Below are 19,588 nucleotides of genomic sequence, written 5' to 3'. Positions count from 1 at the left end.
GCGTTAGCATAGCCCCAATGCCTTAGTTTTTTTCAAGGAAATCCTGTGAATACAACAGTAAAAAATATTCCTGCCACCGCCAGCAAAGTTGCTAGAAGTGGAAATTTCAGTTACTTATTTTTCGGTTTATTACTGTTTTTCCTGGCCGCCCCCTTCAATCATCTGCTGCCTGGAGTAGGACAGTATTCCATTGCGTTATTGTTTACCCTGTTTATGCTGATTGCGGTATGGAGTTTGTCATCTTCTCGCCTAACTTATCGCTTAGGCGTACTTCTGGCCCTATCTATATCCAGCCTATCCGCTATTGATTATTTCATTGGCTTTAGAGCCCCTGTAATGCAGTTAGGCTATTTGCTGCTGCTGATTTTTTGCGGCCTGAGCTGCTGGATTGCCGCCCAAAATGTATTTGTATTGCACCAAGTCAACTTTAACTCGCTAGTAGGCGCTTTTTGCGTCTACTTATTATTTGGACTGATTTGGGCCATCCTATATTCCCTTTTGCAGTTTAACGGTTGGGCAGATTTTTTCGGCAACATTACCAACCAGCCGCACGACATATTTCCCGAAATGCTCTATTTTAGCTTCGTGACTTTAGCCAGTCTGGGTTATGGTGACATTGCTCCTGCCAGCAATCTGATTCGCACCTTGGCTTACCTGGAAGCCATAACCGGCCAGTTTTATCTGGCTGTGATGGTTGCCAGCTTAGTGGGCGCCTTCACATCACATCGCATTCAGCACTAACCCGAACAGAGCTATCATTAAACACTAGCCTACATGCACTTTGGATTGATAAATGGAACCGCGCGCATTATCCATACAAAAAAAACTAATTTTCCGTTCATTGGCTTTGGCTGTTGTGTTGTCCTTATTGGTAGGCTGCCTTGTGTTCGTTCAACAAGTTTCCGAGCTGGAAGATGAGATTTTCGAGCGGACGCAATTAAGCGCCGAATTACTAAAAAACCGCGTACGTGATCAGGCAGTGATGACACAAACGCCATGGCAGATCAATGTACAAAACATTTTAGATGATTTAAAGAATACTGCCCCCAGCAGCAGATTAGGCCAATTTATCTGGGTATCTATCCGCGACAGCGAAAATCAAGAACTGGCCAGCGCTGCGGACGAAACTATTCCCGACATTGATAGATTGATCAGCTTAGCTACCCAGCAATTGCTGCAAAAGCCCACCACCATAGAGTCATTCGAAAATCACGCGTTGAAATACAGCTTTTTGATCAGTCAAACCGTAAATGATGCAAATGGTCACACCCTAGCTAGAATCCAAGGTATCTATCAGATTTCGCAAGCCATGCAGAATGCACTCTGGCAACACATATTTGTTGTAGTGGGCTTTTCAGTTTTGATAGTCATTTTGACTACAGGTTTGAACTACCCCTTATTCCGCAGCTTATTTTCAGACCTTAGCCGCTTATCCATACACCTGCTGGATGCCAACCTGGAAACAGTACAAGGCTTGGGTAGCGCTATTGCCAAACGCGACAGTGACACGGATGCACACAATTTTCGGGTAACCATTTATGCCGTCCGACTTGCAGAACGCATTGCTTTAGACCCCGACAAAATTCGCTCTTTGATCAAAGGCGCATTTTTGCATGATGTCGGCAAAATCGGCGTTCGCGACCACATTCTGTTAAAGCAGGGTCGCCTGGATGTCGATGAGTTCACTATCATGAAAACCCATGTCCTGCATGGTTTGGATATCGTAAACAAATGTCCCTGGCTACAGGATGCCGCCGAAGTGGTTGGCAATCACCACGAAAAGTTTGATGGCAGTGGTTATTATCAAGGGCTAAAAGGCGAAGATATTCCGATATTAGCCCGCATCTTTGCTATCGTAGATGTTTTTGATGCACTGACTTCAGTGCGGCCTTATAAAACAGCCATGACTGTTGATGAATCGATTGAAATTCTGCAGCAAGGTGTAAACACACATTTCGACCCCCGGTTGACTCTGGAGTTTGTTGCTATCGCTCCCAAGCTGTACCAACAATTTAGTAAAAACGATGAAGCAGCCCACCTTGAATTAGATAAAATTATACAGCGGTATTTTAAAGGCGATATCGGCGAACATTTGGCTTAAGATGTATGTTTTGAATGGATTTAAATGGCTAATTTTTAGATTAAAATTTTTAGCGCACAATATGAATATCCAGTTACGTTCAAACCTAACCTAGCCCGTTAAATAGATGCGTAGGCATGTGAATAACAATTAAAAACACCTTGTTCAATAGTTTAAAAGTGGTATAAGTGACTACATTTATCGGGCATTGTAGTCTCTGCTTTAACACGAAGAAACAACGACTATTTGGAATCAAAACCTATGGCGGCTATACAAAAAAATCGTAAAATTCAAGTGTTTACGCCGCTAAAGGAAAACACATTGCTGTTTTACCAAATGCATGGCAGTGAACAACTCAGCGAACCTTATCTCTATAATCTCGAGTTATTGAGTGAAAGCTCGACTATCAACCCGGAAGCCTTACTAGGCGAAAGCGTCACCATAGGCTTGGAACTCGACAATAATAAATGGCGCTATTTCAATGGCTTCGTCAGTCGATTTGGTCAATATGGTAATCAAGGTGGTTATCACCATTACCGTGCAGAAGTTAGACCCTGGCTATGGTTTTTAACCCGCGCATCCAATTGCCGCATTTTCCAAAACCAAACCGCCCCGGACATCATCAAACAGGTGTTCCGTGATCAAGGCTTTACAGATTTTGAAAGCAAATTAAACGCTAGTTATAGCAGCCGCGAATATTGTGTCCAATATCGGGAAACCGACTTCAACTTTGTCAGTCGGCTGATGGAAGAAGAAGGGATTTATTATTACTTCAGCCACGACAACGGCAAACATACATTGGTGCTGATCGATGATAACAATGCCCATGTCGAATACCCCGGTTACCAGAATATCCCCTATTATGCAGAATTAAGAGCTGATCTAGCCCGGCTTGATCACGTCCACGAATGGGGCTTCGCCAGAGAAGTTCAGCCCGGCGCATACGAACTCACCGATTATGATTTCAAAAAACCTAAAGCCAATCTTAAGGTTAAATCTCAGCTAAAAGAATCCCACACCCATTCGGAACGCGAATTTTTCGATTATCCCGGCCGCTATACCGAGACCGGTGCCGGCGATAATTATGTACGTCAACGTATCGAAGAACAGCATGCGCGCTTTGAACGCTGCGAAGGCCAAGCCAATGCTCGCGGATTATCTGTCGGTTATGCTTTTAAACTCCAGGACCATCCTCGAGACGATCAAAACAAAAAATACTTGGTTGTATCTGCAGAATATCATCTGAAACTGGATGAATATTTTTCCAACTCGACTGGCGGCGATCCCGAACAACCCTATACCTGTAGCTTTACCGCGCTGGATAATGCCCGTCCATTCCGCCCCAGCAGAAGCAGCCTCAAACCGCTGGTACACGGCGCGCAAACAGCCGTAGTGGTCGGCCCATCCGGAGACGAAATCTATACCGATCAGTATGGCCGGGTAAAAGTCCAATTCCATTGGGATCGCTACGGTAAAAAAGATCAAGACAGCTCCTGCTGGGTCAGAGTTGCTCACCCCTGGGCTGGAAAGAACTGGGGCATGGTCGCCATCCCGCGAATTGGTCATGAGGTGGTGATTGAATTTCTGGAAGGTGACCCGGATCAACCGCTCATCATAGGCAGCGTCTACAACGCCGACATGATGCCGCCCTACGCCCTCCCCGCCAACGCTACTCAAACAGGCATTAAAAGTCGCTCCAGTAAAGGAGGCGGTGGGGACAATTTCAACGAAATCCGTCTCGAAGATAAGAAGGGAAGCGAGGAGATGTATTTCCACGCTGAAAAAGATCAAAATATTTTGGTTGAAAATGATAGAAACGAAGAAATTGATCGTGATCGTACTTTGCTGGTAAAGCGTGATAAGAGCGAAACTGTAGAGCGAAATAAAGTAGTACACGTCGCAGGCAACCACTCCGAAAATATCGATGGCGCAATGAGCATAGTTGTAGGTCAAACTTTGACAGAGACTGTATTGATCAATTATGCAGAGACTGTGGGTGGCGCTATGGAACTCACCGTTGGAGCCGCCCTTGCTATCACAGTGGGTGCAGCAATGTCTGAAGCAGTAGCAGGGTCAAAATCCGAAGCTATCGGCGGCAGTAAAACCGAAAGCATTGGTCGTAATAAAACCATCACAGTGGGTGAAAATCTCACCGAATCGGTCAAGGGAAACCAATCAGTTACGGTAGATAAAGACCTAACTGAAACCATTACCGGAAAACGCCGAATCGAGGTCACCAAAGAATCGACCCTTCAAGCTAAAAAAATACAAATCACCGCTGCAGATGAAATTAGCTTTAAAACTGGAAGCGCTGAAATTATTATGAAAAAAAATGGGGATATCACTATCAAAGGTGGCAAAATCACTGTCAAGGGCAGTAGTGATCTGATATTGAAAGGTAGCAAAATTTCTGAGAATTAACTAATGACCAACAAGCCTACCCTCCTTATAAAACAAAATTGCGTTTTTACGCCTGAAAAACCCATAATATTAGTTGGGAAAATAATCAAAATTACTGAAGATGGAATACCGTTTGTCCAGTTTGAAGGCTCACCAAATACTGGAGTAATGGCAAGAGTTGGCGTCCCCACTCATGAATTTGGGCCCATTGATCAAATAACCAACCTCCCAGTTTTGATTTTACTCCAAGACAACGACCCTCAAAAAGCAATTATTACCGGCGTTATCAGGGATAAAATATTTGATGATCCATCCCTTTTAAACACCATATCGCACGAGAATACGACTCAGTCATTAACCATTAACGGAAAATCACTTTTACTTGAAGGCGAAAATGAAATCGTTCTTCGATGTGGGCTGGGCTCAATCACCTTACGTGCGAATGGTCAGATTACTTTAAAAGGTACCAAGCTATTGAGCAGGGCTTCGGAAAGCAATAAGGTACGTGGTGCGTCAGTCTTTATTAATTAAGATATGACCATAATCTGGTCTCTCGCTACTTAAGAGGAATAACAGAAAATGCCTGTAACAGTCGGAGTAAATTATCTATCAGTTATTCACGCGGGTAGCAATGGGATAACCATGGCTTTCCCTGACGTTTGCAAGACTCCTACACCCGCCGGCCCGGTACCAATTCCCTATCCCAATATTGCAAAGTCATCTGATACCTCCAAGGGGGCATCCACCGTTAAATGCGACGGTAATCCAGTCTGCGTTAAAGATTCTAATTTCATGATAAGTACTGGTGATGAAGCAGGCAGTCTACTCGGAGTCGTTTCGAACAAGGTGAAAGGCAAAGCGGAATTTGTGAACTTTTCATTTGATGTCAAAATTGAAGGCAAGAATGTGCCCAGGGCTTTCGATTTGATGTTACACAACGACAAAAACACACCGCCTTTTCCTGTCATTCAGGGCCCAATTATTGCTATGGGCGAGGACAAGGGAGTGTGTTATTACTGTGGTAAACCCCTTGATTGAGTACCATGAATTCTGAAGTAATAGTCGCTGGATATGGCATGGTAAGTTCACTCGGATGTGACGCATTGACAAGCTGTGCTGCGGCAAGAGCAGGCTTGGTTCGTCCAAAGGTACTGGAAAACTATCGCATGCGCTCTAATGAAGATGGACGCGAAGAGCCAGTCATAGGTCATCCGGTCAGTTTATTGACCTCTGGCTATGAAGGTAATGCCCGCCTATGTCGCTTAATTCAAGGAAGCCTCATGGATTTAATGGCACAAAACAGCAAATCGCCATGGCTGGGGCGAACTCATCGTTTTTATTTAGCTTTACCCAATCATCTAAGCATTCACAGCCACCAAGATTCATTAAAAAATCCCACTAACCTTCCCCCTAAAAATCAGGGTTATTTGGAATCACTCGCAAAAACAGTCAATCAAGCAATCGAATTTTCTAATTGGAATGGAGACCGCTCTGTCGGACACATTAGTACAAATGGCAGAATTGCTGCTTTAGAGACCATTCAGGTGGCTGCCGCTGATTTGACTGCAGGAACTGTAGAACTCGCTATCATACTGGCAGTGGATTCCTTGCTGGACGAAGAAACACTAACCTGGCTACATCAATCCGGCAGATTGAAATGCGATGGGGCCCCTTCGGGACTTCAACCTGGTGAGGCAGGGGCGGCGTTACTCTTACGGCTTGAATCCGATGCGGATAAAAACAATCTAAGTAGCATTAAATTACGTACTCCAGTCATCAATAACAACGGCACTGAATTTGATTCTGATCAGCCATTAAACGGTGAAGGTCTCGCTGATGCCTTAAGCCAAGTGGGGCAAAAGCACAAACATCAGCAAAATCGTATTTGGATCGTCTCAGACCACAATGGTGAATATGACCGGGCAACTGAATGGGGGCATGCACTTCTTCGCATGCGAGCATTAAATCAAGCTTATGCTGAACCAATTTTTTGGTACCCGGCCGCATGGTTTGGCGACACTAACGTTGCAAGCTTACTACTTGCTGCTTGCTCTGTTAGTAGAGCGTTTGAACGTCGCTACGCTGTAATGGATACTGCAATTATTGCCACAACTTCAAATGGAAAAGAGCGCGGCGCCTTTTTACTAACACTCAATTAATCAGCTTATAGCCTTGGAGTAAGGATGAGCAGCGAGCATGAACGAGGCGATAAAAAGGGGCAATTTTGTTCTATCCCCGCCAAACCCAAATGTGGTGATTGCCCCCACCCTAAAGACTATATCGAAGTATGTAAACCCACGGGTTGGTTTGATCATACATTCAAGCGATTCGTTAACGCGAAAGACCCTTTTACTTTTGAAAAAAAATTTGAAGCGCACCACTTGGTCTGCGTAGCCCCGGTTACACAGATCTTGCTAAGTAATGATGGCATCAATTCGGTAATTGAGCAGACTAAGTGGTGTATAAACAACAAAGATAATATGATTGCCATGCCCCTTTGGGGACACACAGTTAAATGGTACTGTGAAGTAGAAGAAAGTATCAGTGTTGACGAGGTCGCTGATGTAATCAATGACGCAATGAAAGCTCCAAAATTTAAAAATATTCCTCAACATGACTATGACCACAATTGCAAGGAAGGCTACACATGGGAAGTGGAAGTGGAAGTTGAAAAGCTGGCAGACAAGGTAAAAGAACAGGGACACAAATTAAAAGGTAAGGCACTGGAAGGCAAACTTAACAAGTTGTCTTCTGATTTCAGATCCCGCCTGCTTGACGACCGTGGCACAAGAAAAGGCGGAACTCATGCAGCTTGGAAATTAGCACAAAAAGAGCCACCTGACCCCGATTGGTGCCAGCCATTTTCTATGGCATCGGATAGCAAAGTATCTTCAAAGGGCTTTCCAGTTAGGGTTTTTAACGGTCAAGTAGCAAAGTGGGTCAATAGAATTGCGAAAGCGATTTCATCAGGAGTTTGAATATGAGTAACAGTTTTGTGATTTGGCAATACAAATCAGTAGCAGGAGCATGTGTACTAAAGCAACTCGAAGGGATAGAAGATCAATTTCGCCTGAGAAACGGAACCTCACTACAATCTGAGTTTCCAACCAATGTGCTTTATCGCATGCATCCAGACTTCCCAAATGATTTGTTGCTGGTAGATAACTTACTGAACTCAAAGATGATTATAGTGGCATCAGAAAAGCTGAAGAATGAGATAGAAAGTTTTCATATGCCAAAAGTTGAATATTTAAAAATCGGCATTCTTGATCATAAAAATAGAATTGCAAGTGACAGTTACCACATCATCCACCCTATTGACCCTGTAGATTGCATAGACCGATCTCAATCAATCTTTGAAGAAGATTTAATCGACCCTGAAAGCATAGATTCATTTAAGCGTTTGGTGATAGATGAAACTCAAGTCCCTTCTGATAGGCAGATATTTCGCCTGAAAGGATTTTGGGATATCACCTTGGTACGGCGTAAACTTGCCGAAACCCTAACCGATAAAGGCTTTAGCGGTTTAGATTGGCTTGAAATTCCTGATTACCCGAAAAAATAGGCATCGACAGATACAACTTAAGATTTATGAAACTTACCGAATACTTGGAAATATTATCTTATGACGTCGCCTTCTGGTTGGCCGGTATCGCCAACAGTGATTATCCAATTGAAAAAATTGGAGAACTGGCAATAGAAGTATCTCCAAAATTGCGGGCCGCAGCCATTATTGTCCTCCTGACCAAAGCAGATATTGACGCTTTTTTTCATAATTTGATCCGTAGTGCCAAATGTAGAGTCGTATATTTACAAAGACTTTCGCAGGCCGGCATTCTTAATGACCATCACCAGGCATCTGGGAGGGTGGACCCGTTTCTTGATGCGGTTGCGGCGGCTGATTTTGCAACAGCCAGGCAGATAGTAGGCCTATCCCTGACAGAGTGGCAGCAAGGCCATGAATACGAAGACGATTATTGCTATGCGCAAATTTTACATAGCCTAATCACGCTTCCTCGCAACGAATCCAGACTTCAAGTTTTGTTCGAACGTTTTGAAAAAGCCTTATCCGGACAATCTGATGCAAGACTAGCTATTTGCAAGGTTATTGCTGAAGGAAATAAACAAGACTTCAACCAGGCTTTCGAAGACTTATTGGCACAACGTGCCGCTCAAATCGAGTCCGACAAAACTCGACATCAAATGGAAGACCCAGTTGTGATAGCTGAACGGCAAGTATATATTGAGGGACTAGCTATCTTGCGCATCGCAGACAAATTAGGATTTGCCACACAGTTTGAATATCGTTTTTGTCCCTCGATCGCCCGAGTTGACATGAGAAAACCATTTCCTGGCGAATAACACTATATCCCATGCCCCATCCCCAGACGAACAATAGCACGGCATTTTCTTTCGAAAGTCTTTTCCTTTCTGATGAAAATTCCGTGATGATGCTAGTCCCGTTAGTTCAAGCTTGTTTTGCCATCACACCCAATAAGCAAATGCTGCTATTGGAGGAACAACCCATCATCAATATTGGCGGTGAGTGCTGGTCCGAAGACGCTGCCAAGTCGAGTTTTAAATATGAACCGCAAATAGCTTTCCAAAAACAAGCCACAGATATCATTCTTATCGGACACGCCTACCCCCAAAACAAAGGGGATACTGAAGTCAGCGTAGGTTTACGTGTTGGCCCGGTTCAAAAAATTGTTAGAGTCATCGGTGATCGTTATCTGTTCCGAAAATCCGGAGAGGTGTCAATAACTGCACCCCAACCATTTGAAAAAATTCCGTTAACTTACGAGCAAGCCTTTGGCGGTTGGGATTTACGCGATCCTAAACCGGATAAATTCCGTTTCGAAACACGTAATCCGGTTGGCACAGGCTACCTTGACCCTATGGCAAATAGTGATGCTCAGGTAAAACTTCCTAATTTGGAAGATCCAGATCACCCTTATCGTAGCTATGGCGACACGCCACCTCCTGCCGGTTTTGGATTTATTTCTCCTAATTGGCAACCGCGCGCCTCGTACGCAGGCACTTATGATGAAGCCTGGGATAAGGAACGCAAACCATTGTTGCCAAAAGATTTTGATCGACGATTTTTCAACGCCGCCTCATCTAGCTTGATTGCACCGGGATACCTCAAGGGTGACGAACCAGTAGTCATCATCAACGCATCTCCTGAAGGAAGGGTCACGTTCAATCTCCCTGGCGTCCCAGCCCCACAATGTAAAGTACAGTTACGAGGCGGCGCGACGGTAACACTACAAACCCAATTGGATACTGTGATTATCAATATGGATGAGCGTCTGTTGTTTTTGATTTGGCGCAGCTACACTCCAGTCCGTAATGGCCCGCATGACGTGGTATCCATTGATATTTGGTCCGAAGGCGGACCTTCTGTACAGGCAGTCATCTAATGGCTACATCCATCAAAGCTTTTAAGATTGAGCTCTACCAAGAACATCTGGAGGAAGCCTCTTTTCTTTATCAACAACGTCTAAGCCTATTGCATAATCCTGCCATTTCTTGGCGTGACGTAGGCGAATTCGAAGAACGGCTGGAAGCCCATATCGACGCCTTGGTCGTGGGCGAAGAATTGGCGTTGGAGATTTGTAAAAAACAAGCTCTGGACGGTGATTTCGGCGAATTATTTGCGGCTGTTTGTGTGTTTTGCAGACAAATGCAGGCCAATCTACTAGCAGAGGTTTTTCGAACACTTGATTATCAAGACAAAGAAAAACTACGTGCAGTCGTAGATGCCGTGAAATACGAATTCCCAGCACCATGGAACGATTATTGTGCCAAGGCTTTATCCGGTTCATCACCTTCCCTATTACCCATACTTGCCACTCTCTGTGGATATAAACGATTACCACTTGGAGAGCACTTGCATCGTTTGATGTTGGCCACCTCGTCATCAAAAACCGATGTGAATTTGATTTGGGCTATAGGCCGTTTGAAATTCGAAAGTTCACACCAGACTCTGCAACCATTTTTACGCCATGAAGATGAAGCCTTGTGCTCTGCTGCATTAATTAGCTTATTGCATCTGGGTGATTATCGGGCATTAGAATCCTGTTACCTTCTAGTTCAAACTAAAAGTTGGCCGTATATTGCCTTTGGCTTAGGCGGCAGCCGTTCGGCCAGTAATATACTCCGCGACGCCATATCCTATGGTCGAGCTGATCCAGATTGTTTGTTGGCTTTGGGCTTACTTGGCGATCTAGCCGCGCTTAAATCGATACACACATGTTTGGACCAGCCAAACCTGGCTGAATCGGCTGCGTTGGCCTTAAACTTGATTACAGGCGCCGACTTATACGAAGAGGCGTTTATTCCCGAACCAATCGATGAAGATGAGTTATTTGAGCATGAACTCAAAGCATATCGGGAAGAAAATAAAGTTCCTACCCGCGCTGATGGTAAACCATTCGGAACGACTGTAGTGCGTTTATCTGAAGACCCGGAGAGATGGAAAAGCTGGTTTTCTGAAAATGCCTCCAGATTTCAGCCTGAGAAAAGGTATCGTAATGGCAAACTTTATTCGCCCGTTTGTCTGCTGGAGAACCTTGCTTCCGAAAAAACACCCTATAGACTCAGAGAACTCGCTTATGAAGAGCTTGTGATTCGTTACAATGCTGATTTCTCGTTTGAAGTAGATATGCCTGTACATAGTCAATTAGCGGCTATTAACAAGCTATCGGCCTGGGTTAATGAGAACAATATACGATTTCAGGCGGGGTGCTGGTATTTCGCCTGCCGATTGGTGCAATAATCATGACAAATCAGGCAGCGCTAATTCTTGGAACTTTATCTTGCCTTTTTGCGCTATTCTCAGTCCGCGATTATTTAAATGGGGGCCGAAAATTATCGGCTTCCGCCAAAGTCTGGCTGCGCATCGCAATTATCTTTGCTGTGATAGCGGTAAGTCTATGGTGATTATTTAGCCGGATAAAAGCGGAGTAAAACTAATATTAGGCAAATCAAGTTTTGCTAAACGGTTTGCGCAACCACTAAAAAACCATTAACAGGCTCACCCGCCTCAAAACGCAAGCGATTTTCTTCAAGCTTAAGCATCTGCATACCTGCAGATTCAATGACTGCATTAAGATAGGCTGCAGTATGACTAAAACGCCCGTGCGGATGTATTTTGTAGCCTGCCGCGACCTCTTCATCGGTACGTTCCACCGTAAAGATAAAATGCCCACCCGTTTGCAGCACTTTGGCTGCAGCCAGACAGACTGGCTGTAAATCCCCAAAATACACCAGGGTATCTGACGATACAATCACATCACACTCAGCGGAATAGCCATCAATAAAGGCTGTTAATTCAGCTTGATGTAACGCGTCATAACAATCTCTTTCTTTTGCCCTTTCCATCATTTTGGCAGACAAATCGACCCCTGTAATCTTAGCTGCATACGGCTTCATCAAGGGACCACACAAACCGGTACCACAGCCAGCATCGAGAATATTTAAAGCTTTCCCGGTTTTAATATGTATCTGTTTCAGGGCATCCGCCACCAAAAAAGGTGCTTTGTATTCCAGTCGTTTAAGCACCATATCAAAACTGTCGGCGAAGCTATCGAATGTTTGGGCGATGTATTCGTCAGCCGCTCTAGGCAAATCTAACTCACCTGTGTATGAATATAATCGATGTAAGGCTAGTGGATTTTCCGGGTCGAATTCCAACCACTCTTTCACCAAAGAAATAGCTTCCTCAACATTACCTTGTAAATAAAGTACGACACACAAGTATTCGTAGTTTTCCGATTTATAGGGTTTTAGACTGATGACTTTTCGATAAGCTTTAATCGATTTTGTAAAATCGCCCTGTTTTTTAAAACCATTACCCAAATTCTTATAAAATTCGGCATTATCGGGCATTAAAGCAATCGCTTTAGAAAACGCTTCAATAGCTTCTTCTACTCGCGACAAGCGATTTAACACAACCCCATAATTATTATGTGCTGCTGCATTATCTGGGGTTAAATCCAGGGCCTTACTGTAACATTCCGCCGCCTTTTCAAATTGTTCAAGATTATTGAATATATTACCCAAATTATTATACGCATCCGAATACTCCGGAGCTTCGGCAAGTGCTTGTTCAATCAAGCTAATGGCTTGATCGTTATCACCTTTTTGATGTTTGAGTAAACCGTAAAAATGCAAGGCTTCAGGGTATGTAGGAAATTGATCAAGTATGGTCTTATACATTGTTTCGGCCTCAACCAATTGCTCGGTTTGATGTAACCGAATAGCCACCGCCAACGCATAATCTATATCCACGGCTGTAGCCGTATCAGCCTCTTCAATTGTCATTTTTTAACCCTAAAATCATAAAAAGTAAAAATATAGAATGTATTGATTTATTTTCGCTTGGCCAGTGCTGCTAGAAGTTCGGATTGATCGCCATGAAACAGCTTCTTACCTTGTGCTCCTTCGTCATTGTACTGATCCAAAAAGGCTTTCAACTGCAAAACAGGGTTATCTAAACCCTTAGCTCGAGCCGACCCTCCCTGCTGTTCTTTGAGGTCATACCATTTGTCAAATTTAGCCTTGAGAATTGAACGGTTGGGGGCCGACTTCGACTTGTTATAGGCATCTAGTGCCTTATCGACCTCCTTCAATGCAGATGAACGCCAGCTAAACGAAAGGGAGGTCTTCTTTTTCCAGTACGCGTACGACGGGCAGCCAGTCTTGGGACACTTCGAATCAAACTCTGCTTCTACTGCATCGCCTAAATACCAAGCGTCGACCTCTTCGGGTAGGTTTCTATACGCATTGTAGCGTTCATTAATATGGCCAAGTTTCTTGCCGCGAATACCACCTGAGGCTGCATAAATAGAATCCCACCAAGCATTCACTTCTCGATCACTGTTGCCGCTGTAGTCAGTGTTGGCCTTTGCTTTTTGCGCAATCTCCTGCGGAATCCACATCCCGGCGGCAATATTGGCGGCACTAGAAACATCAATGCGATTTTGCACGTTTTTATTGAACTTGCCAGCTGCCAACCCTTGAGCCATACGGAACCACTGTTCGCAATGTCGCGCCTCGTGATACACGGTGTTGACCCCAAGCCGAAGCGCATCGAGCGAACCTGGCACCATCAATGGTGCTCCAAAAGTGATACGCCAATTTTGGAAGTCAAACTCAGCGTTGGCTTGGCTGGTCGCATTTTCATGCTTTGTGACTACCGGAACACCAGCTGCGAGTAACCGGTGGTTTACAGCGTCGACCAAGGTTGTTTGCATTGCTCCCGAACTAAGGCTATTGATGTTTGACACAATCGTCAAGCATTCGCTGACATACTGGGACATGAAAGCAGGGGTTTTAAGGTTCATTTGATAATCCTAAGTTGTTTTACAAAGCCAATGAGGACAGGTCTTGAATCTTGCAGAGCAATATCATCAGCCCATCCCATTTTTTTTAAAATCAGCCTCACTCAAATTCATACCCAAACTCGCCATCCTGCACAGTCACATGCACCCGCTCAACCGGTTTGCCTTCCACCATTCGAATCAAAAACTCTTCGCTGATTTTCGGTAACACAGTGTTAGTTAAAATCGCATCTATCATCCGACCACCACTTTCCAGTTCGGTACAACGGCTGGCGATGAGTTTGATGACTTCATCGTCGTAGGTGAATGGCACTTTGTGGCTTTCAGCGATGCGTTTTTTGATGCGGCCCAGTTGTAAGCGAGCGATGGCACCTATCATTTCGTCATTGAGCGGATAATACGGAATCACCACCAAGCGGCCCAACAAAGCCGGCGGAAAAACTTTTAACAAAGGTTCGCGCAAGGCTTTGGAAATGCCTTCCGGGTCCGGCATCAATTCAGGATCACTGCAAAGACCGGAAATCAAATCGGTACCAGCATTGGTGGTCAACAGAATCAGAGTGTTTTTAAAATCGATCACCCTACCTTCACCATCTTCCATCCAGCCTTTATCGAACACCTGGAAGAAAATTTCATGCACGTCCGGATGGGCTTTTTCTACTTCATCCAGCAACACCACGCTATACGGTCTTCTACGCACGGCCTCGGTTAACACACCGCCTTCGCCATAACCGACGTAACCTGGAGGCGCGCCTTTTAAGGTGGATACGGTATGTGCTTCTTGATATTCGCTCATGTTGATGGTGATGACGTTTTGTTCGCCGCCATACAAGGATTCAGCCAGCGCCAATGCGGTTTCGGTTTTACCCACGCCCGAAGTTCCAGCCAGCATAAACACCCCAATCGGTTTGTTGGGATTGTCCAGTCCGGCCCGAGAAGTCTGGATGCGACGGGCAATCATTTCCAACGCGTGGCGCTGACCGATGATGCGCTGCTCCAGATTGTCGGCCAGTTTCAATACGGTTTCGATTTCGTTCTTGACCATACGGCCCACCGGAATGCCGGTCCAGTCCTGCACCACAGCCGCTACGGCTTGATTATCGACTGTCGGTAAAATCAACGGCGACTCGCCTTGCTGTTCGTGTAATTGAGCTTGCAGGGTTTTCAGCTCCTCCAGCAAGACTTCCCTATCTACGGGTTCGGCTTCCGGTGTTGAACTGGTTTCAGTAGTCGTTTCGCCGGTATTGTCGACTGCGTGGCCTGCGGCCCTGAGTTTGGCACGTAAATCCAGGATTTTAGTCACCAACTCTTTCTCGGCATTCCAGCGCGCATCCAGCTCGGCCAGCCGCAATTTTTCTTCGGCCAGTTTTTCTTCAGCCAAAGCTTCTCTACCTGGCACCTCGATACCGACGGCTTTTTCCCGGCCGATGATCGCCAATTCGGTTTCCAAGGCAACGATTCTTTTGCGGCAATCATCCACTTCAGCCGGCACCGCATGTTGACTGATACTCACCCGAGCACAAGCAGTATCCAACAAACTGACTGACTTATCGGGCAATTGCCGGGCTGGAATATAACGATGTGACAATTTGACAGCAGCTTCCAGGGCTTCATCCAGAATCAATACCTGATGGTGTTTTTCCTGCACCGAGACCACGCCGCGCATCATGCCAATGGCCTTTTCTTCGCTAGGCTCCAGCACTTGCACCACTTGAAAGCGGCGGGTTAAAGCCGGGTCTTTTTCGATGTGTTTCTTGTATTCCGCCCAAGTGGTTGCGGCAACGGTTCGTAAGGTGCCGCGCGCCAAAGCAGGTTTTAGCAAGTTTGCCGCATCGCCGGTACCGGCTGCTCCGCCAGCGCCGACCAAGGTATGGGCTTCGTCTATAAATAAAATGATGGGCTTGGGTGAGGATTGCACTTCTTCAATCACTTGACGTAAGCGATTTTCAAACTCGCCTTTCATACTGGCGCCAGCCTGTAACAATCCGACATCCAATGTACGCAAACTGACATCACGCAATGAAGGCGGCACATCGCCAGCAACAATTTTTAAAGCAAAACCTTCCACCACCGCAGTTTTTCCGACGCCGGCTTCTCCGGTCAGAATGGGGTTGTTTTGCCGGCGACGCATCAGAATATCGATAATCTGGCGAATTTCTTCGTCCCGTCCAACGATGGGATCTATTTTGCCGGCACGAGCTTGTTCAGTCAGATCGACCGTAAATTGCTTGAGGGCTTCTTGCTTACCCATGGCAGCCGGGGCGATTGCACCACTGGCTTCGCCGGGTGTGGCACCGGATTGAAAACCGTCTGTTGCTGCCAGACCATCTTCGGGCGAGCCTGAGACAACTTTGGCAAACTCATCTGATAATGAGTCGGGTTTGATTTTTTCGAATTCTTTGGATATGCCCAGCAACTCATTGCGTAAGGATTTGGTTTTAATTAAGCCTACGACTAAATGACCAGTCCTTACCTGGCTTTCGCCGAACATCAAGGTGCCATAAACCCAACCCCGCTCAACCGATTCTTCGATATGCGGGGAGAAATCTGAAATAGCGGTCGAACCGCGCGGCAGACGCTCCAGTGCATCGGTCACATCCTTGGCCAAACGCGAGGTGTCCAGGTTGTATTGTTTGATGATGCGCTGTAAATCAGAATCCTGTAATTGCAGCAATTGATTCAGCCAATGCACCAGCTCGACGTAAGGATTGCCTCTAAGCTTGCAAAACACCGTCGCACCTTCGATAGCTTTATAGCAAACCCGATTTAATTTACCGAACAGTTTGACTCGACTGATTTCTGCCATAGCGTTTGCCTATTTTTATTGATTTTTAAAAAGAAAAGTTAGTCCGAATTGACCGCAAAAAACGGGTTCAGGGTTAAATTGTCTGCATCGATGGAGCTATGCCTGGGGCCCAGCCAAGTGGTCCAACCGAGCTTTGCTTCACCGTTCATGCTTAAAGAATTTGCTGGCTTGGGCACACCCAGAGTCAACTCGACCGGCACTTGCTGCTGTTTCAATACTAATTGCACATCCCAAACCAGTTCATCACCGATGTAGTTACGCACGATAGCTTTTAATTGCGCCAATGCTTCGGCACCCGGTAGTAAAGATAGATAGCTGGGTAAATTTAGCGGTCCCAGAATGATTCTGAATTTGTGTTGGCATCCCCAGACGAACGCACCCAGCAAAGCCGATTGGCCTAATGTGGCTAGTTCCGGCGAATAACCCAATCGACTGTGATCTTGCGGCTGAATTTCCATCCATTCGCCAACAAACTCTTTGATCTTGACCTTTATCGATAACAGATCGGCAATAATTGCCTGCAGCCCATCCGGACATTTGTTCTGTGCCGAGAAATGACCGGCATAAAATAGCTTGGCTCTATCATTCAACGCATCGCGATGACGAAAAGACTCGCCGGCATTGCCCATTAAGGCCCCGACATAAAAGGCAAAGCGGTCTGCTTGCGGCCTGTCGTAACTAACAGTCGGCCGCGCATTGGCCCAGGCACGATAAAACAGGCTGATCATGCGATGATGAAACACATCGGCAAAACGGGCAATGGTAGGATCATGATGATTTCTCATCCGATCTCGGGCAAATTCCGTCAGATGTAACGGTAATGGGCCATTGGGGCCAAATAAACCGAAAAAATTAACTGATAAGCGCGGCACACCCGAGCGCCCTACGCCATAAGCAGCCAAAGCCGAAGCAGGAAACTGCAACTCTGGCTCTTGCGATAAGCGAACTGCATCATCACTAATTTTGACGCTGGTGCCTAATCGGGGTTTGTCTGCATGCAGGGCTTCAATCAACCGCAAGGTTTCGAAAAAATCGAAACGATAGGCGGCTTTTTCAAGCTCTTCGATCAGAACGTGTGACGTCGGCCGATTTTCACTGGCCATCGGGCCACCTCATCACGATCAGTTGTACGGATGACTGTTTCGACAAAAGAATTGATCGATACATAACGGGTAAAGAACTGCTCCAACACGGCTCCCAAAAGAAAATAGCCGCCTCCTTCAAAAGCAGATTCATCCAGCAATACCGATATCTCCAACCCTCGCCCAAAAACCATGGGTCCTTTGGAGTCTATGCGCCTGACTACATTTTTGGCAGTGATTGAAATGACGCCTTCTATTTGTTTTTTTACTGCCGGCTCTCGATGGTCGGCATACAGCCCTAATAATTCACGAAATGCAGCAGCCCCTTGTTTGGGGTCGCTATCAATTAAGGATAAGTAATTCAATGAAAGATGATTAATTAAGCGCCAGACACTGTTGCCTTCATAGGCTGCCGGTAACGGTTTAGTTGGGCCGGAAATACAGCGGATGGATTTAACTGGTGCGCTGATTTGCAAACTAAAGTCGGTATCGCCCAAACCAACCGGCATGACCATAGGTAAATCCCGATTAGTACATAATACTTCCAGACCCAATTGAGTGGTTTGCGACGAATACGGTGCCTGTTCAGCATCGACTAGCGAGACATAGCATTCGCTACCAATATAACTGGATCGCACGCCTTTTCTTCGTTGTTTGGAAGACAATATGCGCTTTTGCCGTCTCAACATATAAAATGCATTTTCGGCTTGATTCTGGTAAGCACTTTTAGAGCCATAAAAAGGCAAAAAGGCCTGCTCCGTATGCAGGTCGCTACCAAAACCGTTCAGTTGATTGACACTAAAAACTTCATAGTCCATAGGCCGCGTCCGATCAACGACCACATGATATTCTGACTGTCGGTGATCTACATGTATCCTGTCGGTACGTTTAGAAAATAAGTTGATAGCTGGTACACAAAACAGTGCCAGATTGGATTTATCCAATGCATTAATCAGTTGCGCATCACAGCGATCCAATAGCAGAAACAGTTCCAGTTCGTCTGCGTCACATTGATTGGTTAAAGCGGATAAGCCAGACAGCTCAGCAAAAAGAAACCGTTCCGGGAAAGCAAAATATTCCTGCAATATCCTATAACCATCGAAAGATCGCGGTGTTTGCCGCAATAAGGCCTCGTCTTTTTCGAATCCCAACCCACGCGTGACGTTTCCAGCTGCGTATTTAAATTGCACCTTGGAGTCATTGGTAAATTTACAGGCAATGGCCTTGGTATTGGCCAATAACTGTTCGTACAAACGGTAAGGTATGGCGCCGGTACCGCGTAAAAACAGTGGCAAGGTTTCCAAAGACAAACGGCTAAAATTGACGCCAGCAGTACAACGTAAAACGATACGAATCGCCGCTTTAACCTGGGATAAGTGTTTGGGGTCTGCCAGACCACGACTGGATACTGCTGCTAGAGTCGATAAATATTCAACCTGAGCAATCTCCAATGGCCAAAGCTGCAAGGGATGTGCGGTTTGATATTCGCAAGCGGTTTGTTCGCCTTTGGCAATTTGACTGCGCAGAGAACTGCCCTTAGGTATCAAAAAACCATCAGCCAAACCCTCCTCTGTCAGATCCGGCTTAAACTCAACCACTGTCATGGAGGGTGTCGAGGCTAAATAGTGCGGGTAGATAATTTCCAGTAAAGACTGGGTGAAATTAGGGAATTCCGCATCGACTTTAAGTTGAACCCGGGCAGCCATAAAGGCAAAGCCTTCAAACAACCGCTCGACATATGGATCAGAACATTCGAAAGCATCCAGACCTAATCTAGCTGCAATTTTAGGGTATTCGTTGGCAAACTCCGCACCCACTTCACGCACATGCTGCAGTTCACGATTGTAATATTTGAGTAGACGAGGATCCATAT

At 45.6% G+C, this 19,588-nt stretch carries 16 protein-coding genes; 11 read left to right on the top strand and 5 right to left on the bottom strand.

Annotated features, from left to right (window positions below; translation table 11 throughout):
• Positions 1–45: 45 nt before the first annotated feature.
• From A1359_RS09820 to A1359_RS09770, 11 genes are all read left to right on the top strand, one after another.
• Positions 46–741 carry a potassium channel family protein gene (locus A1359_RS09820; RefSeq protein ID WP_066981719.1) on the top strand — a complete coding sequence of 232 codons (696 nt, stop codon included), beginning with the start codon at positions 46–48 and terminating at the stop codon, positions 739–741.
• A 52-nt stretch (positions 742–793) separates the two neighbouring features.
• On the top strand, positions 794–2,101 hold the full coding sequence (locus tag A1359_RS09815; RefSeq protein WP_066981715.1) for an HD-GYP domain-containing protein: 1,308 nt from the start codon (positions 794–796) through the stop codon (positions 2,099–2,101).
• Positions 2,102–2,341: 240 nt separating this feature from the next.
• The gene (locus A1359_RS09810) at positions 2,342–4,501 is read left to right on the top strand and encodes a type VI secretion system Vgr family protein (protein ID WP_066981712.1); all 2,160 of its coding nucleotides are present in this window, start codon (positions 2,342–2,344) and stop codon (positions 4,499–4,501) included.
• 3 nt (positions 4,502–4,504) lie between these two features.
• The gene (locus A1359_RS09805; RefSeq protein ID WP_066981709.1) at positions 4,505–5,011 is read left to right on the top strand and encodes a DUF6484 domain-containing protein; all 507 of its coding nucleotides are present in this window, start codon (positions 4,505–4,507) and stop codon (positions 5,009–5,011) included.
• A gap of 48 nt (positions 5,012–5,059) precedes the next feature.
• Complete coding sequence (locus A1359_RS09800) at positions 5,060–5,518, top strand: DUF4150 domain-containing protein (RefSeq protein ID WP_066981706.1); 459 nt, start codon at positions 5,060–5,062, stop codon at positions 5,516–5,518.
• Between the two features lie 5 nt (positions 5,519–5,523).
• Positions 5,524–6,639 carry a hypothetical protein gene (locus A1359_RS09795; RefSeq protein WP_157200517.1) on the top strand — a complete coding sequence of 372 codons (1,116 nt, stop codon included), beginning with the start codon at positions 5,524–5,526 and terminating at the stop codon, positions 6,637–6,639.
• A 24-nt stretch (positions 6,640–6,663) separates the two neighbouring features.
• Complete coding sequence (locus tag A1359_RS09790; RefSeq protein WP_066981700.1) at positions 6,664–7,458, top strand: hypothetical protein; 795 nt, start codon at positions 6,664–6,666, stop codon at positions 7,456–7,458.
• Positions 7,459–7,460: 2 nt separating this feature from the next.
• Positions 7,461–8,045, top strand: a complete 585-nt coding sequence (locus A1359_RS09785; protein WP_066981697.1) for an imm11 family protein — start codon at positions 7,461–7,463, stop codon at positions 8,043–8,045.
• Between the two features lie 26 nt (positions 8,046–8,071).
• The gene (locus A1359_RS09780; protein WP_066981695.1) at positions 8,072–8,842 is read left to right on the top strand and encodes an Imm49 family immunity protein; all 771 of its coding nucleotides are present in this window, start codon (positions 8,072–8,074) and stop codon (positions 8,840–8,842) included.
• Positions 8,843–8,928: 86 nt separating this feature from the next.
• The gene (locus A1359_RS09775) at positions 8,929–9,903 is read left to right on the top strand and encodes a DUF2169 family type VI secretion system accessory protein (protein WP_198159317.1); all 975 of its coding nucleotides are present in this window, start codon (positions 8,929–8,931) and stop codon (positions 9,901–9,903) included.
• Positions 9,903–11,261 carry a HEAT repeat domain-containing protein gene (locus tag A1359_RS09770; protein WP_066981689.1) on the top strand — a complete coding sequence of 453 codons (1,359 nt, stop codon included), beginning with the start codon at positions 9,903–9,905 and terminating at the stop codon, positions 11,259–11,261. Before A1359_RS09775 ends, A1359_RS09770 begins: the two co-directional genes overlap by 1 nt.
• 218 nt (positions 11,262–11,479) lie before the next feature.
• Here A1359_RS09770 and A1359_RS09765 read toward each other — a convergent pair whose 3' ends face one another.
• From A1359_RS09765 to tssF, 5 genes are all read right to left on the bottom strand, one after another.
• A complete protein-coding gene (locus tag A1359_RS09765; RefSeq protein ID WP_066981687.1) occupies positions 11,480–12,808 on the bottom strand; it encodes a tetratricopeptide repeat protein in 1,329 nt (442 codons plus the stop codon).
• Between the two features lie 47 nt (positions 12,809–12,855).
• Positions 12,856–13,830, bottom strand: a complete 975-nt coding sequence (locus tag A1359_RS09760) for a type 2 periplasmic-binding domain-containing protein (RefSeq protein ID WP_066981684.1) — start codon at positions 13,828–13,830, stop codon at positions 12,856–12,858.
• Between the two features lie 97 nt (positions 13,831–13,927).
• Positions 13,928–16,633 (bottom strand): type VI secretion system ATPase TssH, encoded by a 2,706-nt coding sequence (gene tssH / locus A1359_RS09755; protein WP_066981681.1) that lies wholly within the window; start codon positions 16,631–16,633, stop codon positions 13,928–13,930.
• A 38-nt stretch (positions 16,634–16,671) separates the two neighbouring features.
• Positions 16,672–17,736 carry a type VI secretion system baseplate subunit TssG gene (gene tssG / locus A1359_RS09750; protein WP_066981873.1) on the bottom strand — a complete coding sequence of 355 codons (1,065 nt, stop codon included), beginning with the start codon at positions 17,734–17,736 and terminating at the stop codon, positions 16,672–16,674.
• Entirely contained in the window at positions 17,700–19,586 is a 1,887-nt protein-coding gene (gene tssF, locus A1359_RS09745) for a type VI secretion system baseplate subunit TssF (RefSeq protein WP_066981679.1), read from the bottom strand. The genes tssG and tssF overlap by 37 nt, the downstream gene beginning before the upstream one ends.
• Positions 19,587–19,588 lie beyond the last annotated feature (2 nt).

This window comes from Methylomonas lenta (assembly GCF_001644015.1).
In the GTDB taxonomy this organism is placed as follows: Bacteria; Pseudomonadota; Gammaproteobacteria; order Methylococcales; family Methylomonadaceae; genus Methylomonas; species Methylomonas lenta.
This window is presented reverse-complemented; position numbering and strand designations above follow the sequence as displayed.

Bases quoted from the DNA above. Each gene is read 5' to 3' on its own strand.
- A1359_RS09815 (WP_066981715.1), top strand. From the start codon at position 794: ATGGAACCGCGCGCATTATCCATACAAAAAAAACTAATTTTCCGTTCA.
- A1359_RS09810 (WP_066981712.1), top strand. From the start codon at position 2,342: ATGGCGGCTATACAAAAAAATCGTAAAATTCAAGTGTTTACGCCGCTA.
- A1359_RS09805 (WP_066981709.1), top strand. From the start codon at position 4,505: ATGACCAACAAGCCTACCCTCCTTATAAAACAAAATTGCGTTTTTACG.
- A1359_RS09800 (WP_066981706.1), top strand. From the start codon at position 5,060: ATGCCTGTAACAGTCGGAGTAAATTATCTATCAGTTATTCACGCGGGT.
- A1359_RS09795 (WP_157200517.1), top strand. From the start codon at position 5,524: ATGAATTCTGAAGTAATAGTCGCTGGATATGGCATGGTAAGTTCACTC.
- A1359_RS09790 (WP_066981700.1), top strand. From the start codon at position 6,664: ATGAGCAGCGAGCATGAACGAGGCGATAAAAAGGGGCAATTTTGTTCT.
- A1359_RS09785 (WP_066981697.1), top strand. From the start codon at position 7,461: ATGAGTAACAGTTTTGTGATTTGGCAATACAAATCAGTAGCAGGAGCA.
- A1359_RS09780 (WP_066981695.1), top strand. From the start codon at position 8,072: ATGAAACTTACCGAATACTTGGAAATATTATCTTATGACGTCGCCTTC.
- A1359_RS09775 (WP_198159317.1), top strand. From the start codon at position 8,929: ATGATGCTAGTCCCGTTAGTTCAAGCTTGTTTTGCCATCACACCCAAT.
- A1359_RS09770 (WP_066981689.1), top strand. From the start codon at position 9,903: ATGGCTACATCCATCAAAGCTTTTAAGATTGAGCTCTACCAAGAACAT.
- A1359_RS09765 (WP_066981687.1), bottom strand. From the start codon at position 12,808: ATGACAATTGAAGAGGCTGATACGGCTACAGCCGTGGATATAGATTAT.
- A1359_RS09760 (WP_066981684.1), bottom strand. From the start codon at position 13,830: ATGAACCTTAAAACCCCTGCTTTCATGTCCCAGTATGTCAGCGAATGC.
- tssH (WP_066981681.1), bottom strand. From the start codon at position 16,633: ATGGCAGAAATCAGTCGAGTCAAACTGTTCGGTAAATTAAATCGGGTT.
- tssG (WP_066981873.1), bottom strand. From the start codon at position 17,736: ATGGCCAGTGAAAATCGGCCGACGTCACACGTTCTGATCGAAGAGCTT.
- tssF (WP_066981679.1), bottom strand. From the start codon at position 19,586: ATGGATCCTCGTCTACTCAAATATTACAATCGTGAACTGCAGCATGTG.